At 67.6% G+C, this 23,199-nt stretch carries 24 protein-coding genes and 1 pseudogene; 9 read left to right on the top strand and 16 right to left on the bottom strand.

The window, feature by feature from the left end:
- The first annotated feature begins 19 nt into the window (after positions 1-19).
- The 7 genes from BST28156_RS28490 to BST28156_RS28460 all read left to right on the top strand — a co-directional run bounded on the left by BST28156_RS28490 (position 20) and on the right by BST28156_RS28460 (position 5,667).
- Positions 20-1,162, top strand: coding sequence for a porin (locus BST28156_RS28490; protein ID WP_174903987.1), 1,143 nt, complete (start codon positions 20-22; stop codon positions 1,160-1,162).
- 303 nt (positions 1,163-1,465) lie between these two features.
- Entirely contained in the window at positions 1,466-1,693 is a 228-nt protein-coding gene (locus BST28156_RS28485) for a hypothetical protein (protein ID WP_060244085.1), read from the top strand.
- 234 nt (positions 1,694-1,927) lie between these two features.
- On the top strand, positions 1,928-3,283 hold the full coding sequence (gene gor / locus BST28156_RS28480) for a glutathione-disulfide reductase (RefSeq protein ID WP_174903986.1): 1,356 nt from the start codon (positions 1,928-1,930) through the stop codon (positions 3,281-3,283).
- 242 nt (positions 3,284-3,525) lie between these two features.
- Positions 3,526-3,804, top strand: coding sequence for a hypothetical protein (locus tag BST28156_RS28475; RefSeq protein WP_174903985.1), 279 nt, complete (start codon positions 3,526-3,528; stop codon positions 3,802-3,804).
- Entirely contained in the window at positions 3,801-4,478 is a 678-nt protein-coding gene (locus BST28156_RS28470) for a CsgG/HfaB family protein (protein ID WP_059481687.1), read from the top strand. Before BST28156_RS28475 ends, BST28156_RS28470 begins: the two co-directional genes overlap by 4 nt.
- A 69-nt stretch (positions 4,479-4,547) precedes the next feature.
- Complete coding sequence (locus BST28156_RS28465; protein ID WP_174903984.1) at positions 4,548-4,991, top strand: DUF4810 domain-containing protein; 444 nt, start codon at positions 4,548-4,550, stop codon at positions 4,989-4,991.
- 10 nt (positions 4,992-5,001) lie between these two features.
- On the top strand, positions 5,002-5,667 hold the full coding sequence (locus BST28156_RS28460) for a DUF799 domain-containing protein (protein ID WP_009693641.1): 666 nt from the start codon (positions 5,002-5,004) through the stop codon (positions 5,665-5,667).
- A gap of 123 nt (positions 5,668-5,790) precedes the next feature.
- Here the strand turns inward: BST28156_RS28460 and BST28156_RS28455 are convergent, their stop codons facing one another.
- The 11 genes from BST28156_RS28455 to BST28156_RS28405 form a co-directional block, all read right to left on the bottom strand.
- Positions 5,791-7,092: an NAD(P)/FAD-dependent oxidoreductase gene (locus tag BST28156_RS28455; protein WP_174903983.1), complete on the bottom strand. Its 1,302-nt coding sequence runs from the start codon at positions 7,090-7,092 to the stop codon at positions 5,791-5,793.
- A 22-nt stretch (positions 7,093-7,114) separates the two neighbouring features.
- A complete protein-coding gene (locus BST28156_RS28450; protein WP_174903982.1) occupies positions 7,115-8,419 on the bottom strand; it encodes an NAD(P)/FAD-dependent oxidoreductase in 1,305 nt (434 codons plus the stop codon).
- Positions 8,420-8,530: 111 nt separating this feature from the next.
- Positions 8,531-10,108, bottom strand: coding sequence for a DUF3138 family protein (locus BST28156_RS28445; protein WP_174903981.1), 1,578 nt, complete (start codon positions 10,106-10,108; stop codon positions 8,531-8,533).
- 102 nt (positions 10,109-10,210) lie between these two features.
- Positions 10,211-11,056 carry an ABC transporter permease subunit gene (locus BST28156_RS28440; RefSeq protein WP_040128415.1) on the bottom strand — a complete coding sequence of 282 codons (846 nt, stop codon included), beginning with the start codon at positions 11,054-11,056 and terminating at the stop codon, positions 10,211-10,213.
- A complete protein-coding gene (locus tag BST28156_RS28435; RefSeq protein WP_040128413.1) occupies positions 11,053-12,045 on the bottom strand; it encodes an ABC transporter permease subunit in 993 nt (330 codons plus the stop codon). Before BST28156_RS28435 ends, BST28156_RS28440 begins: the two co-directional genes overlap by 4 nt.
- Positions 12,046-12,055: 10 nt before the next feature.
- Positions 12,056-13,210: an ABC transporter ATP-binding protein gene (locus tag BST28156_RS28430; RefSeq protein ID WP_174903980.1), complete on the bottom strand. Its 1,155-nt coding sequence runs from the start codon at positions 13,208-13,210 to the stop codon at positions 12,056-12,058.
- A gap of 189 nt (positions 13,211-13,399) precedes the next feature.
- Positions 13,400-14,515, bottom strand: a complete 1,116-nt coding sequence (locus BST28156_RS28425; protein ID WP_059481503.1) for a polyamine ABC transporter substrate-binding protein — start codon at positions 14,513-14,515, stop codon at positions 13,400-13,402.
- Between the two features lie 61 nt (positions 14,516-14,576).
- The gene (locus BST28156_RS28420) at positions 14,577-16,007 is read right to left on the bottom strand and encodes an aspartate aminotransferase family protein (RefSeq protein ID WP_040128409.1); all 1,431 of its coding nucleotides are present in this window, start codon (positions 16,005-16,007) and stop codon (positions 14,577-14,579) included.
- Positions 16,008-16,036: 29 nt separating this feature from the next.
- The gene (locus tag BST28156_RS28415; RefSeq protein ID WP_040128408.1) at positions 16,037-17,374 is read right to left on the bottom strand and encodes a glutamine synthetase family protein; all 1,338 of its coding nucleotides are present in this window, start codon (positions 17,372-17,374) and stop codon (positions 16,037-16,039) included.
- Positions 17,375-17,402: 28 nt separating this feature from the next.
- Positions 17,403-18,188 (bottom strand): gamma-glutamyl-gamma-aminobutyrate hydrolase family protein, encoded by a 786-nt coding sequence (locus BST28156_RS28410; RefSeq protein WP_174903979.1) that lies wholly within the window; start codon positions 18,186-18,188, stop codon positions 17,403-17,405.
- A gap of 282 nt (positions 18,189-18,470) precedes the next feature.
- Entirely contained in the window at positions 18,471-18,650 is a 180-nt protein-coding gene (locus BST28156_RS28405) for a hypothetical protein (RefSeq protein WP_080292952.1), read from the bottom strand.
- 455 nt (positions 18,651-19,105) lie between these two features.
- Between BST28156_RS28405 and BST28156_RS28400 the strand changes: the two genes are divergently transcribed.
- Together BST28156_RS28400 and BST28156_RS28395 are read left to right on the top strand one after the other, a co-directional pair.
- Positions 19,106-19,657 carry a cupin domain-containing protein gene (locus BST28156_RS28400; protein WP_060246930.1) on the top strand — a complete coding sequence of 184 codons (552 nt, stop codon included), beginning with the start codon at positions 19,106-19,108 and terminating at the stop codon, positions 19,655-19,657.
- 84 nt (positions 19,658-19,741) lie between these two features.
- Positions 19,742-21,232 (top strand): aldehyde dehydrogenase, encoded by a 1,491-nt coding sequence (locus BST28156_RS28395; protein ID WP_174903978.1) that lies wholly within the window; start codon positions 19,742-19,744, stop codon positions 21,230-21,232.
- 85 nt (positions 21,233-21,317) lie between these two features.
- Here BST28156_RS28395 and BST28156_RS28390 read toward each other — a convergent pair whose 3' ends face one another.
- From BST28156_RS28390 to BST28156_RS28370, 5 genes and pseudogenes are all read right to left on the bottom strand, one after another.
- Positions 21,318-21,518, bottom strand: coding sequence for a heavy-metal-associated domain-containing protein (locus tag BST28156_RS28390; protein ID WP_060246565.1), 201 nt, complete (start codon positions 21,516-21,518; stop codon positions 21,318-21,320).
- 157 nt (positions 21,519-21,675) lie between these two features.
- Positions 21,676-21,894, bottom strand: a complete 219-nt coding sequence (locus tag BST28156_RS28385) for a DUF6566 family protein (RefSeq protein WP_060246568.1) — start codon at positions 21,892-21,894, stop codon at positions 21,676-21,678.
- Complete coding sequence (locus BST28156_RS28380; protein ID WP_174903977.1) at positions 21,894-22,358, bottom strand: hypothetical protein; 465 nt, start codon at positions 22,356-22,358, stop codon at positions 21,894-21,896. The genes BST28156_RS28385 and BST28156_RS28380 overlap by 1 nt, the downstream gene beginning before the upstream one ends.
- Before the next feature lie 59 nt (positions 22,359-22,417).
- The gene (locus BST28156_RS28375; RefSeq protein WP_060246572.1) at positions 22,418-22,738 is read right to left on the bottom strand and encodes a helix-turn-helix domain-containing protein; all 321 of its coding nucleotides are present in this window, start codon (positions 22,736-22,738) and stop codon (positions 22,418-22,420) included.
- 245 nt (positions 22,739-22,983) lie between these two features.
- Positions 22,984-23,199: pseudogene (locus tag BST28156_RS28370) on the bottom strand (glutamine--fructose-6-phosphate transaminase (isomerizing)); the annotation flags it as partial.

Genomic DNA, 23,199 nt, shown 5'->3' with positions numbered 1-23,199 from the left:
CGACCGGAGACGAAACACCATGAAAGCATGGGTTGGAGCGGGATCCGCCGCGCTGGCCGCACTCGCGTGTGCGCCGGCATGCGCGCAGGGCAGCGTGACGCTGTACGGCGTCGTCGATACGGGCGTCGAATTCGTTTCGCACGCCGATGCGGCCGGCAACAGCGTGGTGCGCATGCCGGGCATCACCGGCGAGCTGCCGTCGCGCTGGGGGCTGCGCGGCAGCGAAGCGCTCGGCGGCGGTTGGCGCGCGAATTTCGTGCTCGAGAACGGCTTCAACCTGCGCAACGGCGCCGCGAACCAGGGCGGCCGGCTGTTCGGCCGGCAGGCGTGGGTCGGCGTGGACGGCCCGTATGGCAGCCTGAGCTTCGGCCGCCAGTACACGATGACCTATTGGGCGATGACCGATGCCGACCTGCTCGGGCCCGACATCTACGGCGGCCTCGCGTCGTTCGACCAGTACCTGCCGAGCGCACGCAGCGACAACACGATCGTGTACAAGGGCGCGTTCGGCGGGCTGACCGTCGGCGCGACCTGGTCGTTCGGGCGCGACGCGGCCGGCACCGGCAATTCGCCCGGGCAGGGCACCTGCGCCGGCCCGGTGGCGGGCAGTGCGCAGACCTGCCGCGAATGGTCGGCGATGCTGCGCTACGACGCGCGCGGCTTCGGCGTGGCGGCCGCGTACGACGAGCAGCGCGGCGGCGCGGGCGCGGCCGCGAACTTCTACGACGGCGCCGCGCCGGTCGCGTTCACGCAGCCGGGCGACAAGGACGTGCGGATGCAGCTGAACGGTTATGGCGAATTCGGCGCATGGCGCTTCGGCGGCGGCTGGCTCGGCCGCCGCGCGCGGCTCGTGTCCGCGCAGACGCCGAACGTCGGCTACGACCAGTTCTACCTGACCGCGTCGTGGCGCGCCGCGCCGTTCCTGGTCGTCGACGGCGGCGCATACCGGATCGTCAATCGCGTGCACGACGCGCGCGGCACGATCGGCGTGCTGCGCGGCACCTACCTGCTGTCCAAGCGCACGGCCGTCTACCTGCAGGCCGCGTATCTGTGGAACAGCGCGCACGCGCAGTACACGGTCAGCCAGGGCGGCGGCGGGACGACGCCCGCGCCCGGCATGACGCAGCTCGGCGTGATGGCCGGTATCCGGCACCAGTTCTGAACGGCGCGCCCGCCGGGCCGGCGCGCGTTATTCGGCGTTTGCTTCATCGCATTGCGCAATCCGTAAGCGATCCGTCGGCATTCCAGAACATACTTTGACAATGCGCGTGCGTGCTTTCCGCTACGCTGCGTGCATCGCCCGCCGTGTGCCGCAGCGCACGCGCGTGCGTCGTTCCGGTGTGCGCACGGCGCATCGTGCGCCGCCGGCCTGGTGCGTAACTTGTGTATCCGGTGATGACAAACGCGGTCCGCCGGTTTTTTTCGTGGGACGATCGGCTCACGATTTTCTTGAGAGGGGTTGACGATGGGTATCCTGAACACCGTGGGTGAAATCGCTGGCGCAGTGGCGGCCGTCGAGGCGGCGGAGAAGGTCGATCCGGATGCAGGCCTGCTGACCAAGGCGGCCGCGGCCGTCGCCGGCTTCAAGGGCGCCGAGGCGCTCGAAGGGCTGGTCGAGAAGAAGGAAGAACAGCCCGAGCAGGCAGCGGACGACACGCAGGCGACGGACGGCGGCGACACGTCGCAGGCCTGACGAGCATGGCGGCCGGTCCGGCCCGTGCGCGCCGTTCGCGCGGCCGGGCGGAGCGGTGCCGCGCAACCGGCGGGTCGGGCATGCGGTCGATCGGTGACGCATGACACACCCGGCAGTCGGATTGACCGGCGAGAGGCGACGTCTCTCGCCGTTTTTTATGGCGCGCGCGACGCGCCGCACGAAATCGCGAATCTTGCTATCGTGCCGTCATCCGAACTGCGATGAGGGCATGCGATGGATTTCGACTACGACCTGTTCGTGATCGGGGCCGGCTCGGGCGGCGTGCGGCTGGCCCGGATGTCGGCTTCGTACGGCGCACGCGTCGGCATTGCGGAACAGGAGCAGATCGGCGGCACCTGCGTGCTGCGCGGCTGCATCCCGAAGAAACTGCTCGTCTATGCGTCGCACTATCCGCACGACGTCGACGATGCGAAGGGCTTCGGCTGGCGCTTCGGCGCCGGCACGCTCGACTGGCCCGCGCTGATCGCCGCGAAGGATCGCGAGATCAATCGCCTGAGCGACATCTACATCGGCCTGCTGCGGCAATCCGGCGTCGACATGCACGAGGGGCGCGCGACGCTCGTCGATGCGCACACGGTCGCTGTCGGCGAGCGCCGGTTCCGCGCGCGCCACATCGCGATCGCGACCGGCTCGCGCCCGTCGCTGCCGCCGCGGCCGGGCATCGAACACGCGATCACGTCGCGCGAGGCGCTGTCGCTCGCCGCGCTGCCGGCGCGCATCGCGGTGGTCGGCGGCGGCTACATCGCGGTCGAGTTCGCCGGCATCTTCAACGGCTTCGGCAGCCGGGTCGACCTGTTCTATCGCGGCGAGAAGATCCTGCGCGGCTTCGACGACGACGTGCGGCAGTTCCTGTCCGATGAAATGACGAAACAGGGCGTCGCGATCCATGCGGGCGCGACGGTCGACGCGATCGCGCGCGCGGACGACGGCTCGCTGAGCGTGCGCGTCGGCGATGCGCGACACGGGCCGTACGACGCGGTGCTCTACGCGACCGGGCGCGTGCCGAACGTCGAAGGGCTCGGGCTCGAACAGGCGGGCGTCGCGCTCGACGCGCGCGGCGCGATCGCGGTCGATGCGTATTCGGCGACGTCGGTCGACTCGATCCACGCGATCGGCGACGTGACGTCGCGCCCGCAGCTCACGCCGGTGGCGACGCGCGACGCCGGGCTGCTCGCGACGACGCTGTTCGGCGGGCGGCGCGTCGCGGCCGACCACACCGCGGTGCCGTCGGCCGTGTTCAGCCAGCCCGAAGTCGCGACGGTCGGCCTGACCGAGGCGGCCGCCCGCGCACTGCACGGCGACGTCGACATCTACCGCACGTCGTTCAGGGCGCTGCGCCACACGCTGTCGGGTCGCGACGAGCGCACGCTGATGAAGCTGGTGGTCGCGCGCGACAGCCAGCGCGTGGTGGGCGCGCACATGGTCGGCCGCGACGCGGGCGAGATCATCCAGGGCATCGCGATCGCGATGCGCGCGGGTGCGACGAAGGCGCAGTTCGACGACACGATCGGCATTCATCCGACCGCGGCCGAGGAATTCGTGACGATGCGCCAGAAGGTGGCGGAATAGCGAGAGCGCACGAGCCGGCGTGCAGGGGCGCCGGCCGTAGCGCATTTTCGGCGCGGCAATCGATCAAAAACGGGAATTCGCGCGCATTCCCCGCTGCGCCGCTGCCGGCAAGGCTCGGCGAAATATTTGCGCAAAACGATATGCGGCGCCGTCGATGCCTTGAAAACCGTTAATTATTATTAGGATTCCCCGTCTCGATAAAAGCGTTTGCTATCATCGCGCCAAACGATATACGGGGCCGCATGATGCGCGATCAACAGCGCAGCAATCAGAACAACCAGGTGACCAGCGCGCGCGAATCTCGATCGCGTCGGCGCTTTTCCGCTTTTCGCCGCAACCCGTCCGTTGCGCGCGGCTTCCTTTCCTGTTCCGCCGTCGCCGGCCCGGCGACCCGTCCGGTCGCACGCGCGACGCGTCGATGTACGCGTGCGCGCCGCCCCCGCAGTTTCGATCGCCGGCTGGCGCCAGCGCCGGCGCGCCCGTTCCGGGCAATTTTTCCAGGCAAGGAGACCCAGCAATGAACCTTCAGACACGACGCACCGTGGTCGTCGCGGCGGCCGTCGTCGCGGCGCTGTCCGGCTGCGCGACCGAATCGTCGCGCACGCTCGACGTGCCGGCCGTCAGCAGCGCGCAGAAACCGTATGCGGGCAAGCCCGTCGCGATCGCGGTCGGCAAGTTCGACAACCGGTCGAGCTATATGCGCGGCATCTTCTCGGACGGCATCGACCGCCTCGGCGGCCAGGCGAAGACGATCCTCGTCACGCGCCTGCAGCAGAGCCGGCGCTTCAACGTGCTCGATCGCGAGAACCTCGACGAGATCAAGCAGGAAGCCGGCTTCATGAAGAAGGCGCAGGCCGTGAAGGGCGCGAACTACGTGGTGACGGGCGACGTGACCGAGTTCGGCCGCAAGGACGTCGGCGATCACCAGCTGTTCGGCATCCTCGGTCGCGGCAAGACGCAGGTCGCGTATGCGAAGGTCAACCTGAACATCGTCGACACGACGACGTCGGAAGTCGTCGCGTCGAGCCAGGGCGCCGGCGAGTTCAGCCTGTCGAACCGCGAGGTGATCGGCTTCGGCGGCACGGCCGGCTACGACTCGACGCTGAACGGCAAGGTGCTCGACCTCGCGATCCAGGAGGCCGTGAACCATCTTGCCGAGCAGGTCGACGCCGGGGCGCTGAAGACCGCGCAATAAGCGCTGCGGGCGCCGGGGCCGGCGCCGCACGCGAACGATTCACCACGACATCAACAAAGAGAACAGACCATGAAACGGGCTAACTGGCTGCCGGCGACGGCCGCCGCACTGCTGCTCGCCGGCTGCGCGAGCTCGACACCGCCGCTTTACCAGTGGAGCGGCTACCAGCCGCAGGTGTACGAATACTTCAAGGGGCAGAAGTCGCCGCAGGAGCAGATCGACGCGCTCGAAAAGGCGCTGCAGGACATTCGCGGCAAGGGCCATACGCCGCCGCCGGGGTTCCATGCGCATCTCGGGATGCTGTACGCGAGCGTCGGCAACGAGCAGCAGGCCGCGCAGGAGTTCCAGGCCGAGAAGCAGCTGTTTCCGGAATCCTCGACCTACATGGATTTCCTGCTGAAGAAGAAAGACGGCGCGCCCCGGGCGGCCGATCCGAAGGCGGCCGCCCGGAGCGCCGCCGGCCAGACGATCGCCGGCCAGAAGACGGCCGATTCGAACCCCGCCAAACAGTGACGCGCCCGCCATGTTCAAGACTCTTTCATTCAAGCTGATGTCCGTGCTGTCGATCGCCGTGCTGTTGAGCGCGTGCGCGCAGCCGGTCAAGCGACCCGACTACACGGCGTTCAAGAAGAGCCAGCCGCGCTCGATCCTCGTGCTGCCGCCCGTCAACGAGACCTCCGACGTCGGCGCGACCTACGGGATGCTGTCGCAGATGACGCTGCCGCTCGCCGAGTCCGGCTATTACGTCGTTCCGGTCGCGGTGATGGACGAAACCTTCAAGCAGAACGGCCTGACGAACGCGGCCGAGATCCAGGAAACGCCGGCCGCCAAGCTGCGCGAGATCTTCGGCGCGGATGCCGCGCTGTACTCGAAGGTGTCGCAGTACGGGACCGTGTACCGGATTCTCGCGAGCGCGACCGTCGTGTCGGCCTCGGCGAAGCTCGTCGACCTGCGCACCGGCGACGTGCTGTGGCAGGGCAGCGCCAGCGCGGCCAGCGACGAAAGCGGCAACAACGGCGGCGGCAGCCTGATCGGCATGCTGGTGACGGCCGCGGTCAAGCAGATCGCGAATACGCTGATGGACCAGAGCCATGACGTCGCCGCGTTCACGAGCAGCCGGCTGCTGACGGCAGGGCCGCCGAACGGCCTGCTGTACGGCCCGCATTCGCCGAAGTACGGCACCGACTGACGGGTGCCGGCGGGGCTGGCGGTCACGCCGGCCCGTCGCGCCGCGATTCGGCGATCCGGCTCGACGGCCGCGCAGATGCGCGGCCGTTTTTGCATCGACGCGGCGTGCGTGGGGGCGTTTCGTTCAGTGCACGCCGAACGCGTCGAGCAGCCGATACCAGCTCATCGCGAGCACCAGCGCCGGCGTGCGCAGCGTCGCGCCGCCGGGGAAGTCGCGGTGCCGGACCTTGCCGAACAGGTCGAAGCGGCTCGCCTGTCCGTCGATCGCTTCGGCGATCAGCTTGCCCGCCAGCGCGGTCGTATTCACGCCGTGCCCCGAAAACCCCTGCGCGAAATACAGCGTCGGCGCGATGCGCCCGAAGTGCGGCGCGCGGTTCATCGTGATGTCGACGAAGCCGCCCCACGCATAGTCGATCTTCACGTCCGCGAGCTGCGGGAACGTCTTCAGCATGTCGGCGCGCATCGCTTCGGCGAGATTGCGCGGCGCGCGCGTCGAATAGCTGACCTTGCCGCCCCACACGACGCGCGTGTCGGGCGCGGGCCGGAAATAGTCGAGCACGAAACGGCTGTCGCAGATCGCCGCGCGCGCGGGCATCAGCGCGGCGGCGCGCGCTTCGCCCAGCGGCTCGGTGGCGATCACGTAGGTGCCGACCGGCATGATCTTCTTCGACAGCGCGGGCGATAGCGTGCCGACGTAGGTATTGCACGCAAGCACGACGAAGCGGGCGCGCACCTGGCCCTGCGCCGTCTCGACCAGATGGCCGCCCGAGACGTCGCGCACGCGCGTCACGCAGCTGTCCTCGTGGATGCGCACGCCGGCGTCGGTCGCTGCGCGCGCGAGGCCGAGCGTGTAGTTCAGCGGATGCAGGTGGCCGCTGTCCGGGTCGTACAGGCCGCCGCGATAGCGCGACGACTGCACGTAGTCGCCGAGATCGTCCGCGTCGACGAAATGAAAGCGCTCGTAGCCGAAGCGTTTCGCGGCGTCGTCGCGCCAGCGCCTGAGCGCATCGGCGTCGCGCTCGGTGTTCGCGGCGGTCAGGTAGCCGGGCACCAGCGCGCAGTCGATGTCGTGCTTCGCGATGCGCGACTTCACGAGCGACAGCGTTTCCAGCCCCATGTTCCAGATGCGCTTCACGTCGCTTTCCGGCATGAACTGCGCGAACGTGTCGATGTCGCACGCGAAGCCGCCGATCAGCTGGCCGCCGTTGCGGCCGCTCGCCGCCCATCCGACCCGCGACGCTTCGAGCACGGTCACCGAATGGCCGCGCTCGGCGAGATTGAGCGCGGCGGACAGGCCGGTGAGGCCCGCGCCGATCACGCACACGTCGGCGTCGGCCGCGCCGGCGAGCGGCGCATGGCGGGTCGTATCGTTGGCGGTCGCCGCGTAGTACGACGCGACGTGCGGCTGGTTGGCGAATGTCTGCATGATAAGGATCGCGAAAGAGGACTCAGAACAGCTCGCGCACGCGGTGGTACAGCATCCCGAGTTCGAGCGCGGGTTGCCGCCACGCGTCGCCGCCGGGGAAGCGGCGGTGGCGCAGCTGCGCGAACAGGTCGAACGCGCGCGTATCGCCCGCGATCGCGCCGGCAATCGTGCGCCCGGCGATGCCGGTCAACGCGACGCCGTGTCCGCTGAAGCCCTGGACATAGAAGAAGTTCGGATCGAGCGCGCCGAAGTCCGGCGCACGGTTGCGCGTGACGTCGACGAAGCCGCCCCACGCGTGCTCGACGCGCACGTCGCCGAGCTGCGGGAACACGCCGACCATGCGCCGGCGGATCGTGTCGGCGAGCGTGTCGGGCGACGCGCCCGCTGAGTTCGCGCGGCCGCCGAACAGCATCCGGTGGTCGGCCGACAGCCGGAAGTAGTCGAGGAAGAAGTTGTTGTCGCACACGGCCTCGCGCTGCGCGATCAGCGCGTCGGCGCGCGCCTCGCCGAGCGGCTCGGTCGCGATGATGTACGACGCGATCGGCGCGATGCGCGCGGCGGTCGACGCGGGCAGGATGCCGCCCGGGCCGGCGTTGCAGCACGACACGACGAAGCGGCAGCGCACTTCGCCGGTCGGCGTGCGCACGACCGGCCGCGCGCCGCGCACGACGTCGAGCGCGGGCGTGTGCGCATACAGCGCGATGCCTTCGCGGCGCGCGGCGTCGGCGAGCCCGAGACAGTACTTGAGCGGATGCAGGTGGCCCGACAGCGGATCGTAGACGCCCGCGAGATAGCGCGTCGACGCGATGCGCGCACGAATCTCGCCGGTTTCGAGCCACGACAGCGACGGATGGCCCCAGCGCGTGGTCGCGGCGTCCATCCACGCATGCAGGTCGTCGATGCGGCGCGTCTTCGTCGCGACCGTCAGGTAGCCGCGCGTGAAGTCGCAGTCGATCCCGTAGCGCGCGATGCGCTCGGCGATCAGCGCGACGCCGTCGAGCGACAGCGACCACGCGGCGCGTGCGCCGGACGCGCCGAGCTGGCGCTCGATCTCCTCGTCCTTCGCGAAGCCGGTGATCGCCTGGCCGCCGTTGCGTCCCGACGCGCCCCAGCCGGGACGATGCGCGTCGATCACGGCGACCGACAACCCGCGCGCGCGGCAGTCGAGCGCCGTCGACAGGCCCGCGAAGCCGGCGCCGATCACGCAGACGTCGACGTCGAGCGTGTCGTCGAGCACCGGATCGTCCGCGGCCGGCCGCACGGCCGTCGCTTCGTAGTACGAGTCGCGCGCGAGCGCATCGGCACGGCGGGTGAAAGACTGCGTCATGAAACCGACTCCCTCGTTGCGGCCGGCGGCGATGCGCGACGCATCGCCGCCGGGCCGGTAGAAACGGCGCGGGACGCCGTGCGCGCGGCACGGCGTCCCGCGCGGACCGCATCAGAACGAATAGATGAACTGCGTCGCGAGCAGGTCGTTGGACTTGCCGTACGAACCGTCGTTGCGCAGGAACACCTTGTTGTTCGCCCAGTCGTGGCGGTATTCGACCTTCACGGTGATCTGCTGGGTCGGATAGAACAGCAGGTCGAGCGCGACGTCCTGACGGATCGCGCCCTTGCAGTCGAAGCCCAGGCCGCCGTTCGCCTTCGACGTCGCGAGGCAGTCCGCATCGACGCCGAAGCCGTTGTACGGATCCATCCCGTTGCCGTTCAGCGCGATGCCGCCGCCGCCGCCGCCGTTCTTGCGGTTCACGAGCGCATCGTAGCGCAGCGTCACGCCCATGCGGCCGACCACCGGCGCGTTGAACTTGCGGTGCGCGAGCAGCGACAGGCCGTACCACTGCGCGAGCCCGCCGTTGTAGGCCGCATGCTGCTGCTGGCCGTAGTCGAGTTCGGCGTTGTACTGCACGTCGGCGAGCGTGTAGGTCGCATCGGCTTCCGCGAAGAAGAACGTGCCGTAGGCGTTCGGCGCGGCGCCGCCGACGCCGTACGATACGTTGCCGGTGGCCGGGTCGATCGCACTCGGCAGCGTCTGCCGGCCGATGTTGAACGACCCGCCGATGTCGAGCGCGCTCGACCACGTGTAGTCCACGCGGCCGGTGAAGGTCGGCACCTTGTTGCTGGTCGTGATCGGATCGCCGAGCGCGTTGGTGCCCGTCTGCGTGACCGAGCCGTAGGTGCGGTACTGCTCGTTGCCGACGAAGAACTTCCACGCCCAGTTGCCCTTCGTGTAGTTCGCGCCCGCGCCGACGTAGCTGCCCGGATCGGAGAAGTCGTACAGCAGGTTGTGCGTGAGCGTGAGCATCTGGTTCGACTGCTGCACCTCGTAGCCGCCGAAGCTCGGGATCAAGCCGGCGACGAGCGTCGTCTCGGCGGTGATCGGCACGTTGATGACCGCCGTGTTCAGCAGGTTGTCGGTGATCGAGCCGCGCGAGTTCTGCAGCAGCGTGATGCCGTTGCCGCGGTTCGGCATCAGCGTGATCTCGGCCGACGGCGCCATCGGGCCGACGCCGAAGGTCTTCTTGATGTCGAGGTAGAGGTCGCCGAACGTGCTGTTGAAGTAGTTGTACGCGTTCTCGTGGTTCGCGAACAGGAACGACGAGGTGCCGGCCGCGCGGTTGTAGATGTAGGTCGGGTCGAGGTAGCCCGTCACCGACAGCCCGGCGAGCGGGCCCGTGTTGGCCGCATCCGTCAGCGAATCGACCTTCAGCTGCTGGTTGGCGATCTGCTGCTTCATTTCGCTGACGTCGTCGTTGCTCAGCACGGCGGGCGCCTTGCCGTAGTCGGGCGAGCCCGGATCGGCCGCGACCGCGACCGGTGCGGCGCCGGCCTTCGCGCCGGCTTGCGCGACCGGCGCGCCGGCCGGCCGCGCGGCGAGCTGTGCTTGCATGGCCTTCATCTGCTTCTGCAGCGCGGCGACCTGCGCCTGCAGCGCCTTGATCTCGGCGGATGTCGAGTCGGCCAGCGCGATGCCCGGCAACGCGCCGGCCACCAGCAGGCAGATCAGTTTCTTCTTCATTGCGGATTCTCCTTGTCGTGCGCCTTGTCAATGCGTGGTCGAATCGCGCGCCGCGCGAAGCGGCGCGCAGGGTTTGTTATCGGAGCAAAGGGAAGCGGAAGGTCAGGCGGCGGCCACCGCGAATGCCGCCTTCATGTCCGCCATGCGACGCCGCTCGCGCGCGATCATCATCTGGTTCACGACGATCACGCCGATCGTCACCGCCGTGATGAACAGCGTCGCCAGCGCGTTCATCTCCGGGTTCAGCCCCAGCCGCACGCGCGAGAACACCACCAGCGGCAGCGTCGTCGAACCCGGCCCCGACAGGAACGCCGACAGCACCAGGTCGTCGATCGACAGCGTGAACGACAGCAGCCACCCCGACAGCAGCGCCTGCGAGATCAGCGGCAGCGTCACCACGAAGAACACCTTCAGCGGCGTCGCGCCCAGGTCCAGCGCCGCCTCCTCCAGCGACTTGTTCATCTCCTTCACGCGCGACTGCACGATGATCGCCACGTACGACACGCACAGCATCACGTGGCCGATCCAGATCGTCACCATCCCGCGCCCCTTCGGCCAGCCGAACATCTGCTCCAGCGCGACGAACAGCAGCAGCAGCGAGATCCCCTGGATCACCTCCGGAATCACCAGCGGCGCGTTGATCATCCCCGTGTACAGCGTGAAGCCCTTGAAGCGCCCGAAGCGCGCCAGCACGAAGCCCGCCCACGTGCCGATCACGACCGAGGCGGTCGCCGTCAGCAGGCCGATCTTCAGCGACAGCCACGCGGCGCTCAGCAGCTCGTCGTCCTGCCACAGCGCCGCGTACCACTTCAGCGAGAAGCCCGACCACACCGTCACCAGCTTCGACTCGTTGAACGAGTACACGACCAGGCTGATGATCGGGATGTACAGGAACAGGAACCCGAAGGCGAGAACGCCCGTCGACAGCGGTTTGCTCGGCTTGATCATTTCGCGTCCTCCAGTTCCTTGACCTGGTAGTACTGGAACAGCGCCATCGGCACCAGCAGCAGCACCACCATCGCGACCGTCACGGCCGACGCCATCGGCCAGTCCATGTTGTTGAAGAATTCATCCCACATCACGCGCCCGATCATCAGCGTGTCCGCGCCGCCCAGCAGCTCCGGAATCACGTACTCGCCGACCGCCGGAATGAACACCAGCAGGCTGCCCGCGATGATCCCGTTCTTCGACAGCGGCAGCGTGATGCGCGTGAACGCGACCCACGGCTTCGCGCCGAGGTCGTACGCGGCCTCCAGCAGCGTGAGGTCCATCTTCACGAGGTGCGCGTACAGCGGCATCACCATGAACGGCAGGTACGAATAGACCATCCCGATGTAGACGCCCGCATCGCTGTGATAGAGCCGCAGCGGCGTGTGGATGATGCCCAGCGCGATCAGCGCATGGTTCAGCAGGCCGTCGTCCTTCAGGATGCCGATCCAGGCGTACACGCGGATCAGGAACGAGGTCCAGAACGGCAGCATCACGGCCATCATCAGCACGTTGCGCGTGCCCGGCTCCGAGCGCGCGATGTAGTACGCCATCGGATAGCCGATCAGCAGGCACAGCACCGTCGACACGGCGGCCATCTTCAGCGAGCTGAGGTAGGTCGCGACGTACAGGTCGTCCTGCAGCAGGAACGCGTAGTGCGACAGCTGCAGCGCGAAGTGCACGACGCCGTCCTTGATCTCGACGAGCGACGTGTACGGCGGGATGCCCATCACCTGGTCGGCGAAGCTGATCTTCAGCACCAGCACGAACGGCAGCGCGAAGAAGATCGCGAGCCACAGGAACGGCACGCCGATCACCACGCTGCGGCCCGACGGCAGCAAGCGCGACAGCAGCGGGAAGCGATTGCCGCGCGCGGCAGTCGAGGCCGCGCTCGCGGCGGCGGCGCCGGACGACACCGGCGCGGACGAGGGGGAAGCGGAAGTTCTCATCGCGTGGCCCTCACTGCGTCAGCACGACGCCGCTGGACGGCGACCACGACACGAACACGTCGTCGTTCCATGCGGGCGCGCCGTCGTGCAGCAGGTGCGAGCTCGACAGGTTCGACACGACCGTCTTGCCGCTCGGCAGCCGCACGTGGTAGAGCGAGTACGCGCCCATGTAGGCGATGTCGGTGACGACGCCGCGCGCCCAGTTGTGCGGCGAGGCCGGCTTCTCGCGCGACACGTGCACGCGCTCCGGGCGCACCGAGATGCCGACCGGCATGCCGAGCGGGCCGGTGATGCCGTGGCTCACGTGCATGCGCGCCTCGAGGTCGTCGCTCTCGACGAAGATGTGGTCGGGCTCGTCCTCGACCACGCGCCCCTCGAACAGGTTGGTCGAGCCGATGAACTCGGCCGAGAAGCGGCTGTTCGGGAATTCGTACACTTCGCCCGGCGCGCCGATCTGCACGATCTTGCCCTCGCTCATCACCGCGAGGCGGCTGGCCATCGTCATCGCCTCTTCCTGGTCGTGCGTGACCATCACGCAGGTGACGTCGACCTTCTCGATGATGTTGACGAGTTCGAGCTGGGTCTTCTGGCGGATCTTCTTGTCGAGCGCGGACATCGGCTCGTCGAGCAGCAGCAGCTTCGGGCGCTTGACCAGCGAGCGCGCGAGCGCGACGCGCTGCTGCTGGCCGCCGGACAGCTGGTGCGGCTTGCGCTGCGCGTACTTGCTCATCTGCACGAGTGCGAGCGCGTCGGCCACGCGCTCCTTGATCTCGTTCTTCGGCGTGCCTTCCTGCTTCAGGCCGAACGCGACGTTCGACTCGACCGTCATGTGCGGGAACAGCGCGTACGACTGGAACATCATGTTCACCGGGCGGCGGTACGGCGGCAGCGACGCGAGGTCCTCGCCGTCGACGTAGATCTTGCCGGAGGTCGCCGTCTCCAGCCCGGCGAGCATGCGCAGCAGCGTCGACTTGCCGCAGCCCGAGCTGCCGAGCAGCGCGAACAGCTCGTTCTTCGCGATCGTCAGGTTCACGTTGTCGACGGCCGTGCTGTCGCCGAATTTCTTCACGACGTTTTCGATGCGCACGAAGGTGTCGTTCTTCGAACGGGCCACGGCAGCCGGTTGGGCCTGGCGTGCAGCAGCGGAAGAGGGTATCGATTGCATGGGAGTCACCATTCGTTCTTCACGGATTGCAGGCGTGAGCGTCCCCGCGCGAGGCGCGCAGCGCGACTCGCGGGATACGGCGCATGCCGGATGGAACAGTTGCGCGCGGCGCGCGCGGGCGGACGGTCGTCCGCGAATCTCAGGCGGGCAGGCGTACCGCCGGGCCTGCGCCGCCGGAATGCATCGCGATCAGTGGCCGGTCTTCAGCTGCGCCCACAGACGGTTCTGCAGACGCAGGATGTCGGCCGGCATCGGCTTCATCAGCACCATCTTCTTCAGCACGTCCTCGGGCGGATAGACGGTCGGGTCCTGCGCGACGGCCGGCGTGACGAACTGGTGCGCGGCCTTGTTCGCGGTCGGGTAGAACACCGTGTTGGTGATCGCCGCATTGACCTTCGGATCGGACACGTAGTTGATCCACTTCAGCGCGTTCTCGGGGTGCGGCGCATCCTTCGGGATCACCATCACGTCGAACCACAGCAGCCCGCCTTCCTTCGGGTTCGCGAACTTGATGTCGTACGAGCGCTTCGCTTCGGACGCGCGACGATGCGCGATGCCGACGTCGCCCGACCACCCGAGCACGACGCACACGTCGTTGTTCGCGAGGTCGTTGATGTAGCCGGACGAGTTGAACTGCGTGATGTACGGGCGGACTTTCTTCAGGACTTCGAAGGCAGCCTGGTAGTCGGCCGGATTCGTGCTGTTCGGGTTCTTGCCCATGTATTGCAGCGTGGCCGCGAACACGTCGACGGCCTGGTCGAGGATCGACACGCCGCAGCTCTTCAGCTTTTCCATGTTGGCCGGGTCGAACACCAGCGCCCAGCTGTCGACCGGCGCCTTGTCGCCGAGCACCTTCTTCACGGCCTGCACGTTGTAGCCGATACCGTCGGTGCCGTAGGCCCAGGGGACGCCGTACTGGTTGCCCGGATCCGCATCGGCAATCATCTTCATCAGCAGCGGATCGAGGTTCGCGAGGTTCGGCAGCTTCGACTTGTCGAGCTTCTGGTACACGCCGGCCTGGATCTGCTTGGCCATGTAGTTCGACGTCGGCACGACGATGTCGTAGCCCGAGCTGCCGGCCAGCAGCTTCGCCTGGAGCGTGTCGTCGCTGTCGTAGTTGTCGTACTTGACGTGGATCCCGGTCTGCTTCTGGAAGTTCGGAATCGTGTCCGGCGCGATGTAGTCGGACCAGTTGTAGACGTTCAGCTCGTCGGCGTGCGCCGTCGGGCTGGCGACTGACGTGAACGCGGCCACCGCGGCGAGCGCGGCGGCGGAACAGGCTTGGCGAAGATAGCGAGCACGCATGGTGGAGTTCCCCTGGTTATGGCGGCGTGCGGCGCCCGCCGCACGCCTGTAGGCAAAGCCGTTACGAAAGACCCAGTTGCTGGGCGGTCGCATCGACGGCTTTCTTCGCCTTCGACACGAGTTCATCGATTTCCTGGCGCGAGATCACGAGCGGCGGCGACAGCAGCATCCGGTCGCCGGTCGCGCGCATGATCAGGTTGCCGTTGAAGCAGAAGTCGCGGCAGATCGTGCCGACGTCGCCGCCGTTCGCGAAGCGGCGACGCTCGGCCGGCGCCTCGGCGAGCTGCAGGCTCGCGACGAGGCCGTGACCGTGCACCTCGCCGACGATCGGATGACGCGCGAAGGTTTCGCGCATCAGCGCCTGGAAGTACGGGCCCGTGTCGGTCTTCACCTGCTCGACGATGCCGCCGTCGCGCAGCAGCTTCAGGTTCGCGACCGCGACCGCGGCCGCCACCGGATGCCCCGAGTACGTGAGGCCGTGGTTGAATTCGCCGTTGTCGATGATCGGCCGCGCGATGCGTTCGTGGATGCCGACCGCGCCCATCGGGATATAGCCCGACGTCAGGCCCTTGGCCATCGTGATCAGGTCCGGCTCGAAGCCGAAGTGCTGGTGCGCGAACCATTCGCCGGTGCGCCCGAACCCGCCGATCACTTCGTCGGCGACCAGCAGGATGTCGTACTTGCGGCAGATCCGCTCGATCTCCGGCCAGTACGTCGACGGCGGGAAGATCACGCCGCCCGCGCCCTGGAACGGCTCGCCGATGAACGCCGCGACGTTCTCCGCGCCGAGTTCGAGAATCTTCGCCTCGAGCTGCTGCGCACGCGCGAGGCCGAACGCCTCGGGCGTCTCGCCCGGCTGCGCCTCGCCGAAGAAATACGGCTGGTCGATATGCACGATGTTCTCGACCTTCGACGGCATCTGCTCGTGCATGTAGCCCATCCCGCCGAGCGTGCCGCCGGCGATCGTCGAGCCGTGATAGCCGTTGCGGCGCGAGATCACGTATTTCTTCTGCGGCTTGCCCTGCACGCGCCAGTACTGGTGCACGACGCGCAGCACCGTGTCGTTGCCTTCCGAGCCGCTGTTGCAGTAGAAGAAATGGTTGAAGCCGGCCGGCGTGACTTCCGCGAGCATCGCGGACAGCTCGATCACCGGCGGGTGCGTGGTCTTGAAGAACGTGTTGTAGAACGGCAGCTCCTGCAGCTGGCGGTACGCGGCGTCGGCGAGTTCCTTGCGGCCGTAGCCGACGTTCACGCACCAGAGGCCGGCCATCCCGTCGATGATCTTGTTGCCTTCCGAGTCCCACAGGTAGACGCCGTCGGCCTTCACGATCACGCGGCTGCCCGCGCGGTTCAGCGCGCCCATGTCCGAGAACGGGTGGATGTGGTGCGCGGCGTCGAGCGCGCGGTATTCGGCGGTCGAGCGCGCGGCTTGCGTGGCGCGGGCCGCGGGCGCGGCGGGCTGGATCCAGGCAGATTCGTTGCGGTACGTCATGTTTCCTCCGTATGGCGGTCGCTGCGCGCTTACACGTGCAGCAGCAGATGGCGGCGTTCCCACGAGCTGATCACGCGGAAGAACGCTTCGTATTCGGTTTCCTTCAGCGCGAAATACGCCTTCAGGAACTTGTGGCCGAGGATTTCGCCGAGCGGCTCGCAGGCGGCCATCAGCGTGAGCCCTTCCTCGAGGTTGCGCGGCAGCTGGTACGGCAGCGAGTAGCCGTCGCTGACGAGCGGCTCGGTCGGCTCGAGGCGCTGCGTCATGCCGAGATAGCCGGCCGCGAGCGTCGCGGCGAGCGCGAGGTACGGGTTGCAGTCGACGCCCGGGATGCGGTTCTCGATACGGCGCGCGGACGGCCCCGAGTGCGGGATCCGGAAGCCGACCGTGCGGTTGTCGTAGCCCCACTGCACGTTGATCGGCGCGGCCATGAAGCGCGACAGCCGGCGGTACGAGTTGATGTACGGCGCGAAGATCGGCATCAGCGCCGGCGTGTACTTCTGCAGCCCCGCGAGATAGTTGTAGAACATCGACGTCGCGCCGCCGGTTTCCTGCGACGTGAACAGGTTCTGTCCCGTCTCCTCATCGACGATGCTCTGGTGCACGTGCATCGCCGAGCCCGGCTCGCCTTCCATCGGCTTGGCCATGAAGGTCGCGTACATGTTGTGGCGCAGCGCGGCCTCGCGCACCGTGCGCTTGAACAGGAACACCTGGTCGGCCAGCGACAGCGCGTCGCCGTGCATGAAGTTGATCTCCATCTGCGCGGCGCCGACTTCGTGGATCAGCGTGTCGATGTCGAGATCCTGCGTCTCGCAGTATTCGTAGATGTCCTCGAACAGCGGATCGAACTCGTTGACGGCCTCGATCGAGTACGACTGCCGACCCGTTTCGGGGCGGCCCGTGCGGCCGACCGGCGGGCGCAGCGGCAGGTCCGGGTCCTTGTTCATGTCGACCAGGTAGAACTCGAGTTCCGGTGCGACCACCGGCTTCCAGCCCTTGGCCTTGTACAGGTCGAGCACGCGGCGCAGCACGTAGCGCGGCGAGATCTCGACCGGCGAACCGTCGAAGTGCACGCAGTCGTGGATCACCTGCGCGGTCGGGTCGACCGCCCACGGAATCAGGCGGATCGTCGACACGTCGGGCACGCACACCATGTCGGGATCGGTGACGCCGGTCAGCGAACCGTCTTCCGGATACTCGCCGGTGACGGTCTGCACCATCACGGCCTGCGGCAGCCGCATCGACTCGCCGGACGTGAACTTGTTGCGCGGCGTGATCTTGCCGCGCGCGATGCCGGCCATGTCGGGAATGATCGCTTCGATCTCGGTGATCCGGTGCTGCTTCAGGAATTCTTCGATGTCTTGCATGTTTGTTCTCGTTGGTGGGGCGGCGCGCTCAGGCGAGCGCGGCGGCGGCCGTGGCGCGCGTGCGGGCTGCGCGGCGCGCACGGCAGGCGTCGCCGAAGGCGCGGAAGATCGCGCTCGACAGCGGGTCCTGCGCATGCCGCCATTCCGGATGCCATTGCACGGCGAGCGCGAAGGCCGGTGCGTCGACGACGCTCACGGCCTCGATCAGGCCGTCCGGCGCGACGGCCTCGATCGCGAGGCCGGAGCCGAGTTGCGCGATGCCCTGCTTGTGCAGCGAGTTCACGTGCACTTCGTCGCGGCCGCCGGCGAGCGCGTGCAGCATGCCGCCCGGCGTCAGGCGCACGACGTGCGCGGGGCCGTATTGCGTGTCCATCGGCGCGTCGTCGTCCTCGCGGTGATCGGCGAGGCCGGGCACTTCATGCACGCGCTGATGCAGCGTGCCGCCGCACACGACGTTCAGCTCCTGGAAGCCGCGGCAGACCGCCAGCACCGGCACGCCCGCGGCGATTGCCGCGCGCAGCAGCGGCAGCGTCGTCGCGTCGCGCGCCGGGTCGTGCTTCGTGCCGGGTGCGCTCGGCTCGCCGCCGTACAGGTGCGGCTCGACGTTCGAGTAGCTGCCGGTAAACAGCAGGCCGTCGACCGCATCGAGCACGTCGTCCGTCGACTGGCGAGCGCCGAGCGCGGGCAGCACCATCGCCAGCGCGTGGGCGCCGTCGACGATCGCGGCGACGTATTTGTCGCCGACCGTATGCGACGCGTGTGCGCCGATTTGCGTGTGGTCGGCGGTGATGCCGACGAGGGGTTTCCTTTCCATGACGTCCATCAGTTATCCGAAGGGCCGTCGTGTGCGAATCGCGGCAGTTGCCGAAACGCAGGCGCGACACGGCCCCGCAGCCTCGCGAAAGCCGCAAGGCCGCTGATGAATGAGCGCAACGGGATGGTGTGGCGATCCGCGCTGCGCGCGACGATCAAGCCGTCGTTCGTTTCGTTGCGACGCGCGACGCTGCAACGCATGCGCGAACGCGTGCCGTCACCGCGCAATCGACGCGGCTAACGGGATGCAGGCGAAACGAACGACGTGAAGAGAAAAGAGGCGCTACGGCAGCAGCGACGCGACTTCGTCGGTATGAACGGCGACGAATGCGCGTGCGGAAACGGCGTTGTGACGCCGGACCGAACGACGAGACAGGATGGTGTAGATCGACAGATGCAGGCGAGGACTATGCCAGCCGCAACTGCCGTCGGAAGGCGGGACCGCGCTGCGCAGACTTCGCACATCGCCTCGATCCCACCTCACCAGAGGGCCACGGACTCTCACGATTACACTCGACTGGTTCGTTGAAAGTATTGAACACCTGATCGTTCCAACGCGCGGGGCGTTTAAAATAATCGAGGCGCCGGTTCAGCATCGCTTACATCGACGGGCATCAATTTTTGCGTTGCAATATCGCATTTTGCTGCACATGACGTGCCGGTGACGCTGACCTGAGAGCCAGCATATACGAGCCAAAAACGGCGTCAAATGTTTTTTAACGGTCCTGCATCAGGGCTTTCCCGAGCAGTGCGAATAAAAGATTCATAAAAGGAATACTCGACACGGTGTTCATTATTTCGAACGCCTTTCAGGGTTTTCCCCGTTAATACGCGGCATAAAGTGATTAGAATATTCAACGGCAGTCCACCGCGTCGTTTCACTTTTTCATCGCGCCTATCGTGTCCGAAACCGAATCGATGTCCACCGAAGTCGCCGAGCGCCTGCGTTTCGTGCGCAACAAGCATGCGCTATCGCAGCGCGAACTCGCGAAGCGGGCCGGCGTGACCAACGGCACGATCTCGCTGATCGAGCAGGGCCGCGTGAGCCCGTCGGTCGGCTCGCTGAAGAAACTGCTCGAATGCATTCCGATGAGTCTTGCGGAGTTCTTCACGTTCGAGCTCGTCGAATCGCGCACGGTCGTGTCCCGCCGCGACGAGATGCCGAACCTCGGCAACGACGCGCTCGCGTTTCACCTCGTCGGCGCGGGCGTGAAGGACCGCAACATGTGCATCATGCGCGAGGTCTACCAGCCGCTGGCCGATACGGGGCCGGAGATGCTGGCGCATGCGGGGCACGAGGGCGGCGTCGTCGTGTCGGGCCGCCTGGAGCTGACCGTCGACGGCGCGACATGGCTGCTCGACCCCGGGGACGGCTACTACTTCGAAAGCCGTTTGCCGCACCGTTTTCGCAATCCCAGCGCGGAACAGATCTGCGAGGTCGTCTCGGCCAATTCGCCGGCGACCTTCTGACCGCGCGTCACCGCATTCGCGGCGGCCGCGCATTGCGTGCGCCGCACGTCGAACCGCGAATGCCATCACATTGAGGCATCCTGAATGAACAAGTTGACTTTGGCTGACTGGCAGGACAAGGCGGCGTCGCTCGCGATCGAAGGGCGTGCATTCATCGACGGCGCGTTGCGCGACGCGCACGGCGGCCGGACGTTCGACTGCGTGAGCCCGATCGACGGCCGCGTGCTGACGAAGGTGGCCGACTGCGGCGAGGCCGACGTGAACGCGGCCGTCGCGGCCGCGCGCCGCGCGTTCGACGCGGGCGTCTGGGCCGGCCTGAATCCGCGCGCACGCAAGGCCGTGCTGCTGCGCTGGGCCGCGCTGATGCGCGAGCATCTCGACGAGCTGTCGCTGCTCGAGACGCTCGACGCGGGCAAGCCGATCGGCGACACGACGACGGTCGACGTGCCGGGCGCCGCGTACTGCGTCGAATGGTTCGCGGAAGCGATCGACAAGGTCGGCGGCGAAGTCGCGCCGGCCGATCATCACCTGGTCGGGCTCGTCACGCGCGAGCCGGTCGGCGTCGTCGCGGCCGTGGTGCCGTGGAATTTCCCGCTGCTGATGGCCGCGTGGAAGTTCGGCCCGGCGCTCGCGGCCGGCAACAGCGTCGTGCTGAAGCCGTCGGAGAAGTCGCCGCTGACCGCGATCCGCGTCGCGCAGCTCGCGTTCGAGGCCGGCATCCCGGCCGGCGTGTTCAACGTGGTGCCGGGCGCGGGCGAGCCGGGCAAGCTGCTCGCGCTGCATCACGACGTCGACTGCATCGCGTTCACGGGCTCGACCGCGGTCGGCAAGCTGATCATGCAGTACGCGGCGCAGTCGAACCTGAAGCGCGCGTGGCTCGAACTCGGCGGCAAGTCGCCGAACATCGTGCTGCCCGACTGCCCGGACCTCGACCGCGCCGCGCAGGCCGCGGCCGGCGCGATTTTCTACAACATGGGCGAGATGTGCACGGCCGGCTCGCGGCTGCTCGTGCATCGCGACATCAAGGACGCGTTCGTCGAGAAGCTGGTCGCGGCCGCGCGCGCATACGTGCCCGGCAATCCGCTCGATCCGTCGGTGTCGATGGGCGCGATCGTCGACGGCATCCAGCTCGAACGTGTGCTCGGCTATATCGACGCGGGCCGCAAGGAGGGCACGCTGGTCACCGGCGGCGCGCGCGTGAAGGAAGACACGGGCGGCTTCTACGTCGAGCCGACGGTGTTCGAGGTGAAGCCCGACGCGAAGATCGCGCGCGAGGAGATTTTCGGGCCGGTGCTGTCGCTGATCGTGTTCGACGATATCGACGAGGCCGTGCGGATCGCGAACGACACCGACTACGGGCTGGCCGCGGCCGTGTGGACGTCGAACCTGACGACCGCGCACGAGGTGTCGCGCCGGCTGCGGGCGGGCACGGTGTGGGTGAACTGCTACGACGAGGGCGGCGACATGAACTTCCCGTTCGGCGGCTACAAGCAGTCGGGCAACGGCCGCGACAAGTCGCTGCATGCGCTCGAGAAGTACACGGAGCTGAAGTCGACGCTCGTGCGGTTGCGCTGACGGAAATCGGGCGCAGCGCCGGCCGGCACTGCGCCCGTGGTGGTACGGGGCCGGCGCGTCGGGACGCGCACGGCCGCCGCGTGCGTCATGCCGCGCGCAGCGCGGGATGGAAGCCCGCGGCTTCGATGATCGCCTGCACGCGCTCGGCGCCCTGTGCCGATTCGACCTTGACGATCTTCGCCGCGACGTCGATGTCGAGCTTCGCGGCCGGATCCGCGGCCGTCACGGCACGCGTGATCGCATTCGCGCAGCCGCCGCAGGTCATGTCCTGGACTTCGAATTCCATCGTGTTCTCCTGAGTGGTGGGTTGACGACCGGTGAAGCATGAAGCTTGCCATCGTGGGAAGGTCAAGCGGCTGGAGGCGGTGAGGGCGCGGTATCGCGCGGCGGCGCGCCGGAAAGGGGAAGGATGCGCGGGCCCGTCGTAGAGGGGCGGGCCGGAGTCAGCGATGGTTGTCGATCCATGCGCGGGCCCATTCGAGCCCCGCTTCGCGCGCTTCGTCCTCGGTGTCGAACACGTCGAGCACGCCCGACGCCTCGACCAGCTTGTTGTTCTGCGTGATCGTGCCGCTCGCCGCGTAGCGCTCGGGCTGCAGGATCTCGTCCTGCTGCAGGATCGCGTGGCCCCAGATCTGGTAGCCGTGATAGGTCTGTGCTTCCATTATCGCGTCACCTCGGCGGGGCGGTTGCGCGTGCCGACACGCAGCACGTTGCCGTCCGGCGTGTATTGCCGCGGGATGTCGGAAAAGTCGTGCGCGTGCGGCGCATCGGGCGCAGCCGGCTGCATCACCGTGAGGCGGCCCGGCGTGGGCTGCGCGACGGGGCGCGGCGCGGCCGGCGGTTCAGCCGCGGCGGGCGGCCGATGGGGCTCGGCTTTCAGCGCTTGCGCGACACGGCGCTTGTGCGGCGGCTTCATGATCGCTTTCGGCTGCGCGCTTGCGTGCTTCTCCGCGCCCTTGGCGGCATGCGCGTCGGCGCCGGTGTGTGCGGACGGCGTATGGGCAGGCGTACGAGCAGCAGGCAGCCGCGCCTCGGGCGGGTTCCAGACCTCGACGTAGTGCTCGGCCGCCCAGCCCGTCGACGCGAACGTCAGCGCCAGTACTCCGCATCCAAACAGTCTCAGCATTGTCTCTCCGTCAGATTCTTTTCGGCGCGCAAGGCGGCCTGCGAGGTGTAAAGGCGTACTCAGGAGAACACCTCAAGCCCGTGCTTCTCGACGATCTGCAGCATGCGCGCAGCGATGCCGCTCGGCCGCTTGTCGCCCTGTTCCCATTGACGGATCGTCGACGTCGTCGTGTTCAGGTAGAGCGCAAACACGCTCTGGCTCACGTTGACCGACTTGCGGATGCGGGCAATTGCTTCCGGGGCGAACTGCGGGGCGGCTTCGATGCAGAGCGTGTCGTATTCGCGCATCGTCTTCTTGTCGATCAGATTGGCGCGATAAAGACCGCACGCGGCGCTGTGGATCGCCTCCGTTGCGTCGCTCTTGAACCGACTCTTGGCCATTGCAAATCTCCACAAGCTCGTTTAGTGCGATCAGCGTTGCGAGGTCGTCGTTGGTGCGATGCCCGAGATCGACCGCAAGCTTTCCGAAGGCGCGCAGTTCGCGTTCGTCGATGTCGGGCCGGTCGAGTTAGCACAGAATTATGTACCACTACGTGGTATATATTTCGACCTGGCCAAACGGCCACAAGCAGCCGGCCGCGCGCCGACGCGACGACCCTGCAGGGCCCTCCCGACCCGGTGTTGCCTTATTCCACCGTCACCGACTTCGCGAGGTTGCGCGGCTTGTCGACATCGGTGCCGCGCGCGCATGCCGTGTGATACGCGAGCAGCTGCAGCGGCACCACGTGCAGGATCGGCGACAACTGTCCGTAATGCTCGGGCATCCGGATCACGTGCAGGCCGTCGTCGTTGACGATCTGCGTGTCCGCGTCGGCGAACACGTACAGTTCGCCGCCGCGCGC

Origin of the sequence: Burkholderia pseudomultivorans (genome assembly GCF_902499075.1) — a bacterium.
In the GTDB taxonomy this organism is placed as follows: Bacteria; Pseudomonadota; Gammaproteobacteria; order Burkholderiales; family Burkholderiaceae; genus Burkholderia; species Burkholderia pseudomultivorans.
This window is presented reverse-complemented; position numbering and strand designations above follow the sequence as displayed.

Excerpts from the sequence above, each read along its gene's own strand:
- BST28156_RS28390 (WP_060246565.1), bottom strand. The coding sequence starts at position 21,518 with ATGGAATTCGAAGTCCAGGACATGACCTGCGGCGGCTGCGCGAATGCG.
- BST28156_RS28445 (WP_174903981.1), bottom strand. The coding sequence starts at position 10,108 with ATGAAGAAGAAACTGATCTGCCTGCTGGTGGCCGGCGCGTTGCCGGGC.
- BST28156_RS28485 (WP_060244085.1), top strand. The coding sequence starts at position 1,466 with ATGGGTATCCTGAACACCGTGGGTGAAATCGCTGGCGCAGTGGCGGCC.
- BST28156_RS28450 (WP_174903982.1), bottom strand. The coding sequence starts at position 8,419 with ATGACGCAGTCTTTCACCCGCCGTGCCGATGCGCTCGCGCGCGACTCG.
- BST28156_RS28430 (WP_174903980.1), bottom strand. The coding sequence starts at position 13,210 with ATGCAATCGATACCCTCTTCCGCTGCTGCACGCCAGGCCCAACCGGCT.
- BST28156_RS28400 (WP_060246930.1), top strand. The coding sequence starts at position 19,106 with ATGTCCACCGAAGTCGCCGAGCGCCTGCGTTTCGTGCGCAACAAGCAT.
- BST28156_RS28410 (WP_174903979.1), bottom strand. The coding sequence starts at position 18,188 with ATGGAAAGGAAACCCCTCGTCGGCATCACCGCCGACCACACGCAAATC.
- BST28156_RS28415 (WP_040128408.1), bottom strand. The coding sequence starts at position 17,374 with ATGCAAGACATCGAAGAATTCCTGAAGCAGCACCGGATCACCGAGATC.
- gor (WP_174903986.1), top strand. The coding sequence starts at position 1,928 with ATGGATTTCGACTACGACCTGTTCGTGATCGGGGCCGGCTCGGGCGGC.
- BST28156_RS28455 (WP_174903983.1), bottom strand. The coding sequence starts at position 7,092 with ATGCAGACATTCGCCAACCAGCCGCACGTCGCGTCGTACTACGCGGCG.
- BST28156_RS28420 (WP_040128409.1), bottom strand. The coding sequence starts at position 16,007 with ATGACGTACCGCAACGAATCTGCCTGGATCCAGCCCGCCGCGCCCGCG.
- BST28156_RS28490 (WP_174903987.1), top strand. The coding sequence starts at position 20 with ATGAAAGCATGGGTTGGAGCGGGATCCGCCGCGCTGGCCGCACTCGCG.
- BST28156_RS28475 (WP_174903985.1), top strand. The coding sequence starts at position 3,526 with ATGATGCGCGATCAACAGCGCAGCAATCAGAACAACCAGGTGACCAGC.
- BST28156_RS28375 (WP_060246572.1), bottom strand. The coding sequence starts at position 22,738 with ATGGCCAAGAGTCGGTTCAAGAGCGACGCAACGGAGGCGATCCACAGC.
- BST28156_RS28395 (WP_174903978.1), top strand. The coding sequence starts at position 19,742 with ATGAACAAGTTGACTTTGGCTGACTGGCAGGACAAGGCGGCGTCGCTC.
- BST28156_RS28470 (WP_059481687.1), top strand. The coding sequence starts at position 3,801 with ATGAACCTTCAGACACGACGCACCGTGGTCGTCGCGGCGGCCGTCGTC.
- BST28156_RS28435 (WP_040128413.1), bottom strand. The coding sequence starts at position 12,045 with ATGAGAACTTCCGCTTCCCCCTCGTCCGCGCCGGTGTCGTCCGGCGCC.
- BST28156_RS28460 (WP_009693641.1), top strand. The coding sequence starts at position 5,002 with ATGTTCAAGACTCTTTCATTCAAGCTGATGTCCGTGCTGTCGATCGCC.
- BST28156_RS28385 (WP_060246568.1), bottom strand. The coding sequence starts at position 21,894 with ATGGAAGCACAGACCTATCACGGCTACCAGATCTGGGGCCACGCGATC.
- BST28156_RS28380 (WP_174903977.1), bottom strand. The coding sequence starts at position 22,358 with ATGCTGAGACTGTTTGGATGCGGAGTACTGGCGCTGACGTTCGCGTCG.
- BST28156_RS28440 (WP_040128415.1), bottom strand. The coding sequence starts at position 11,056 with ATGATCAAGCCGAGCAAACCGCTGTCGACGGGCGTTCTCGCCTTCGGG.
- BST28156_RS28465 (WP_174903984.1), top strand. The coding sequence starts at position 4,548 with ATGAAACGGGCTAACTGGCTGCCGGCGACGGCCGCCGCACTGCTGCTC.
- BST28156_RS28425 (WP_059481503.1), bottom strand. The coding sequence starts at position 14,515 with ATGCGTGCTCGCTATCTTCGCCAAGCCTGTTCCGCCGCCGCGCTCGCC.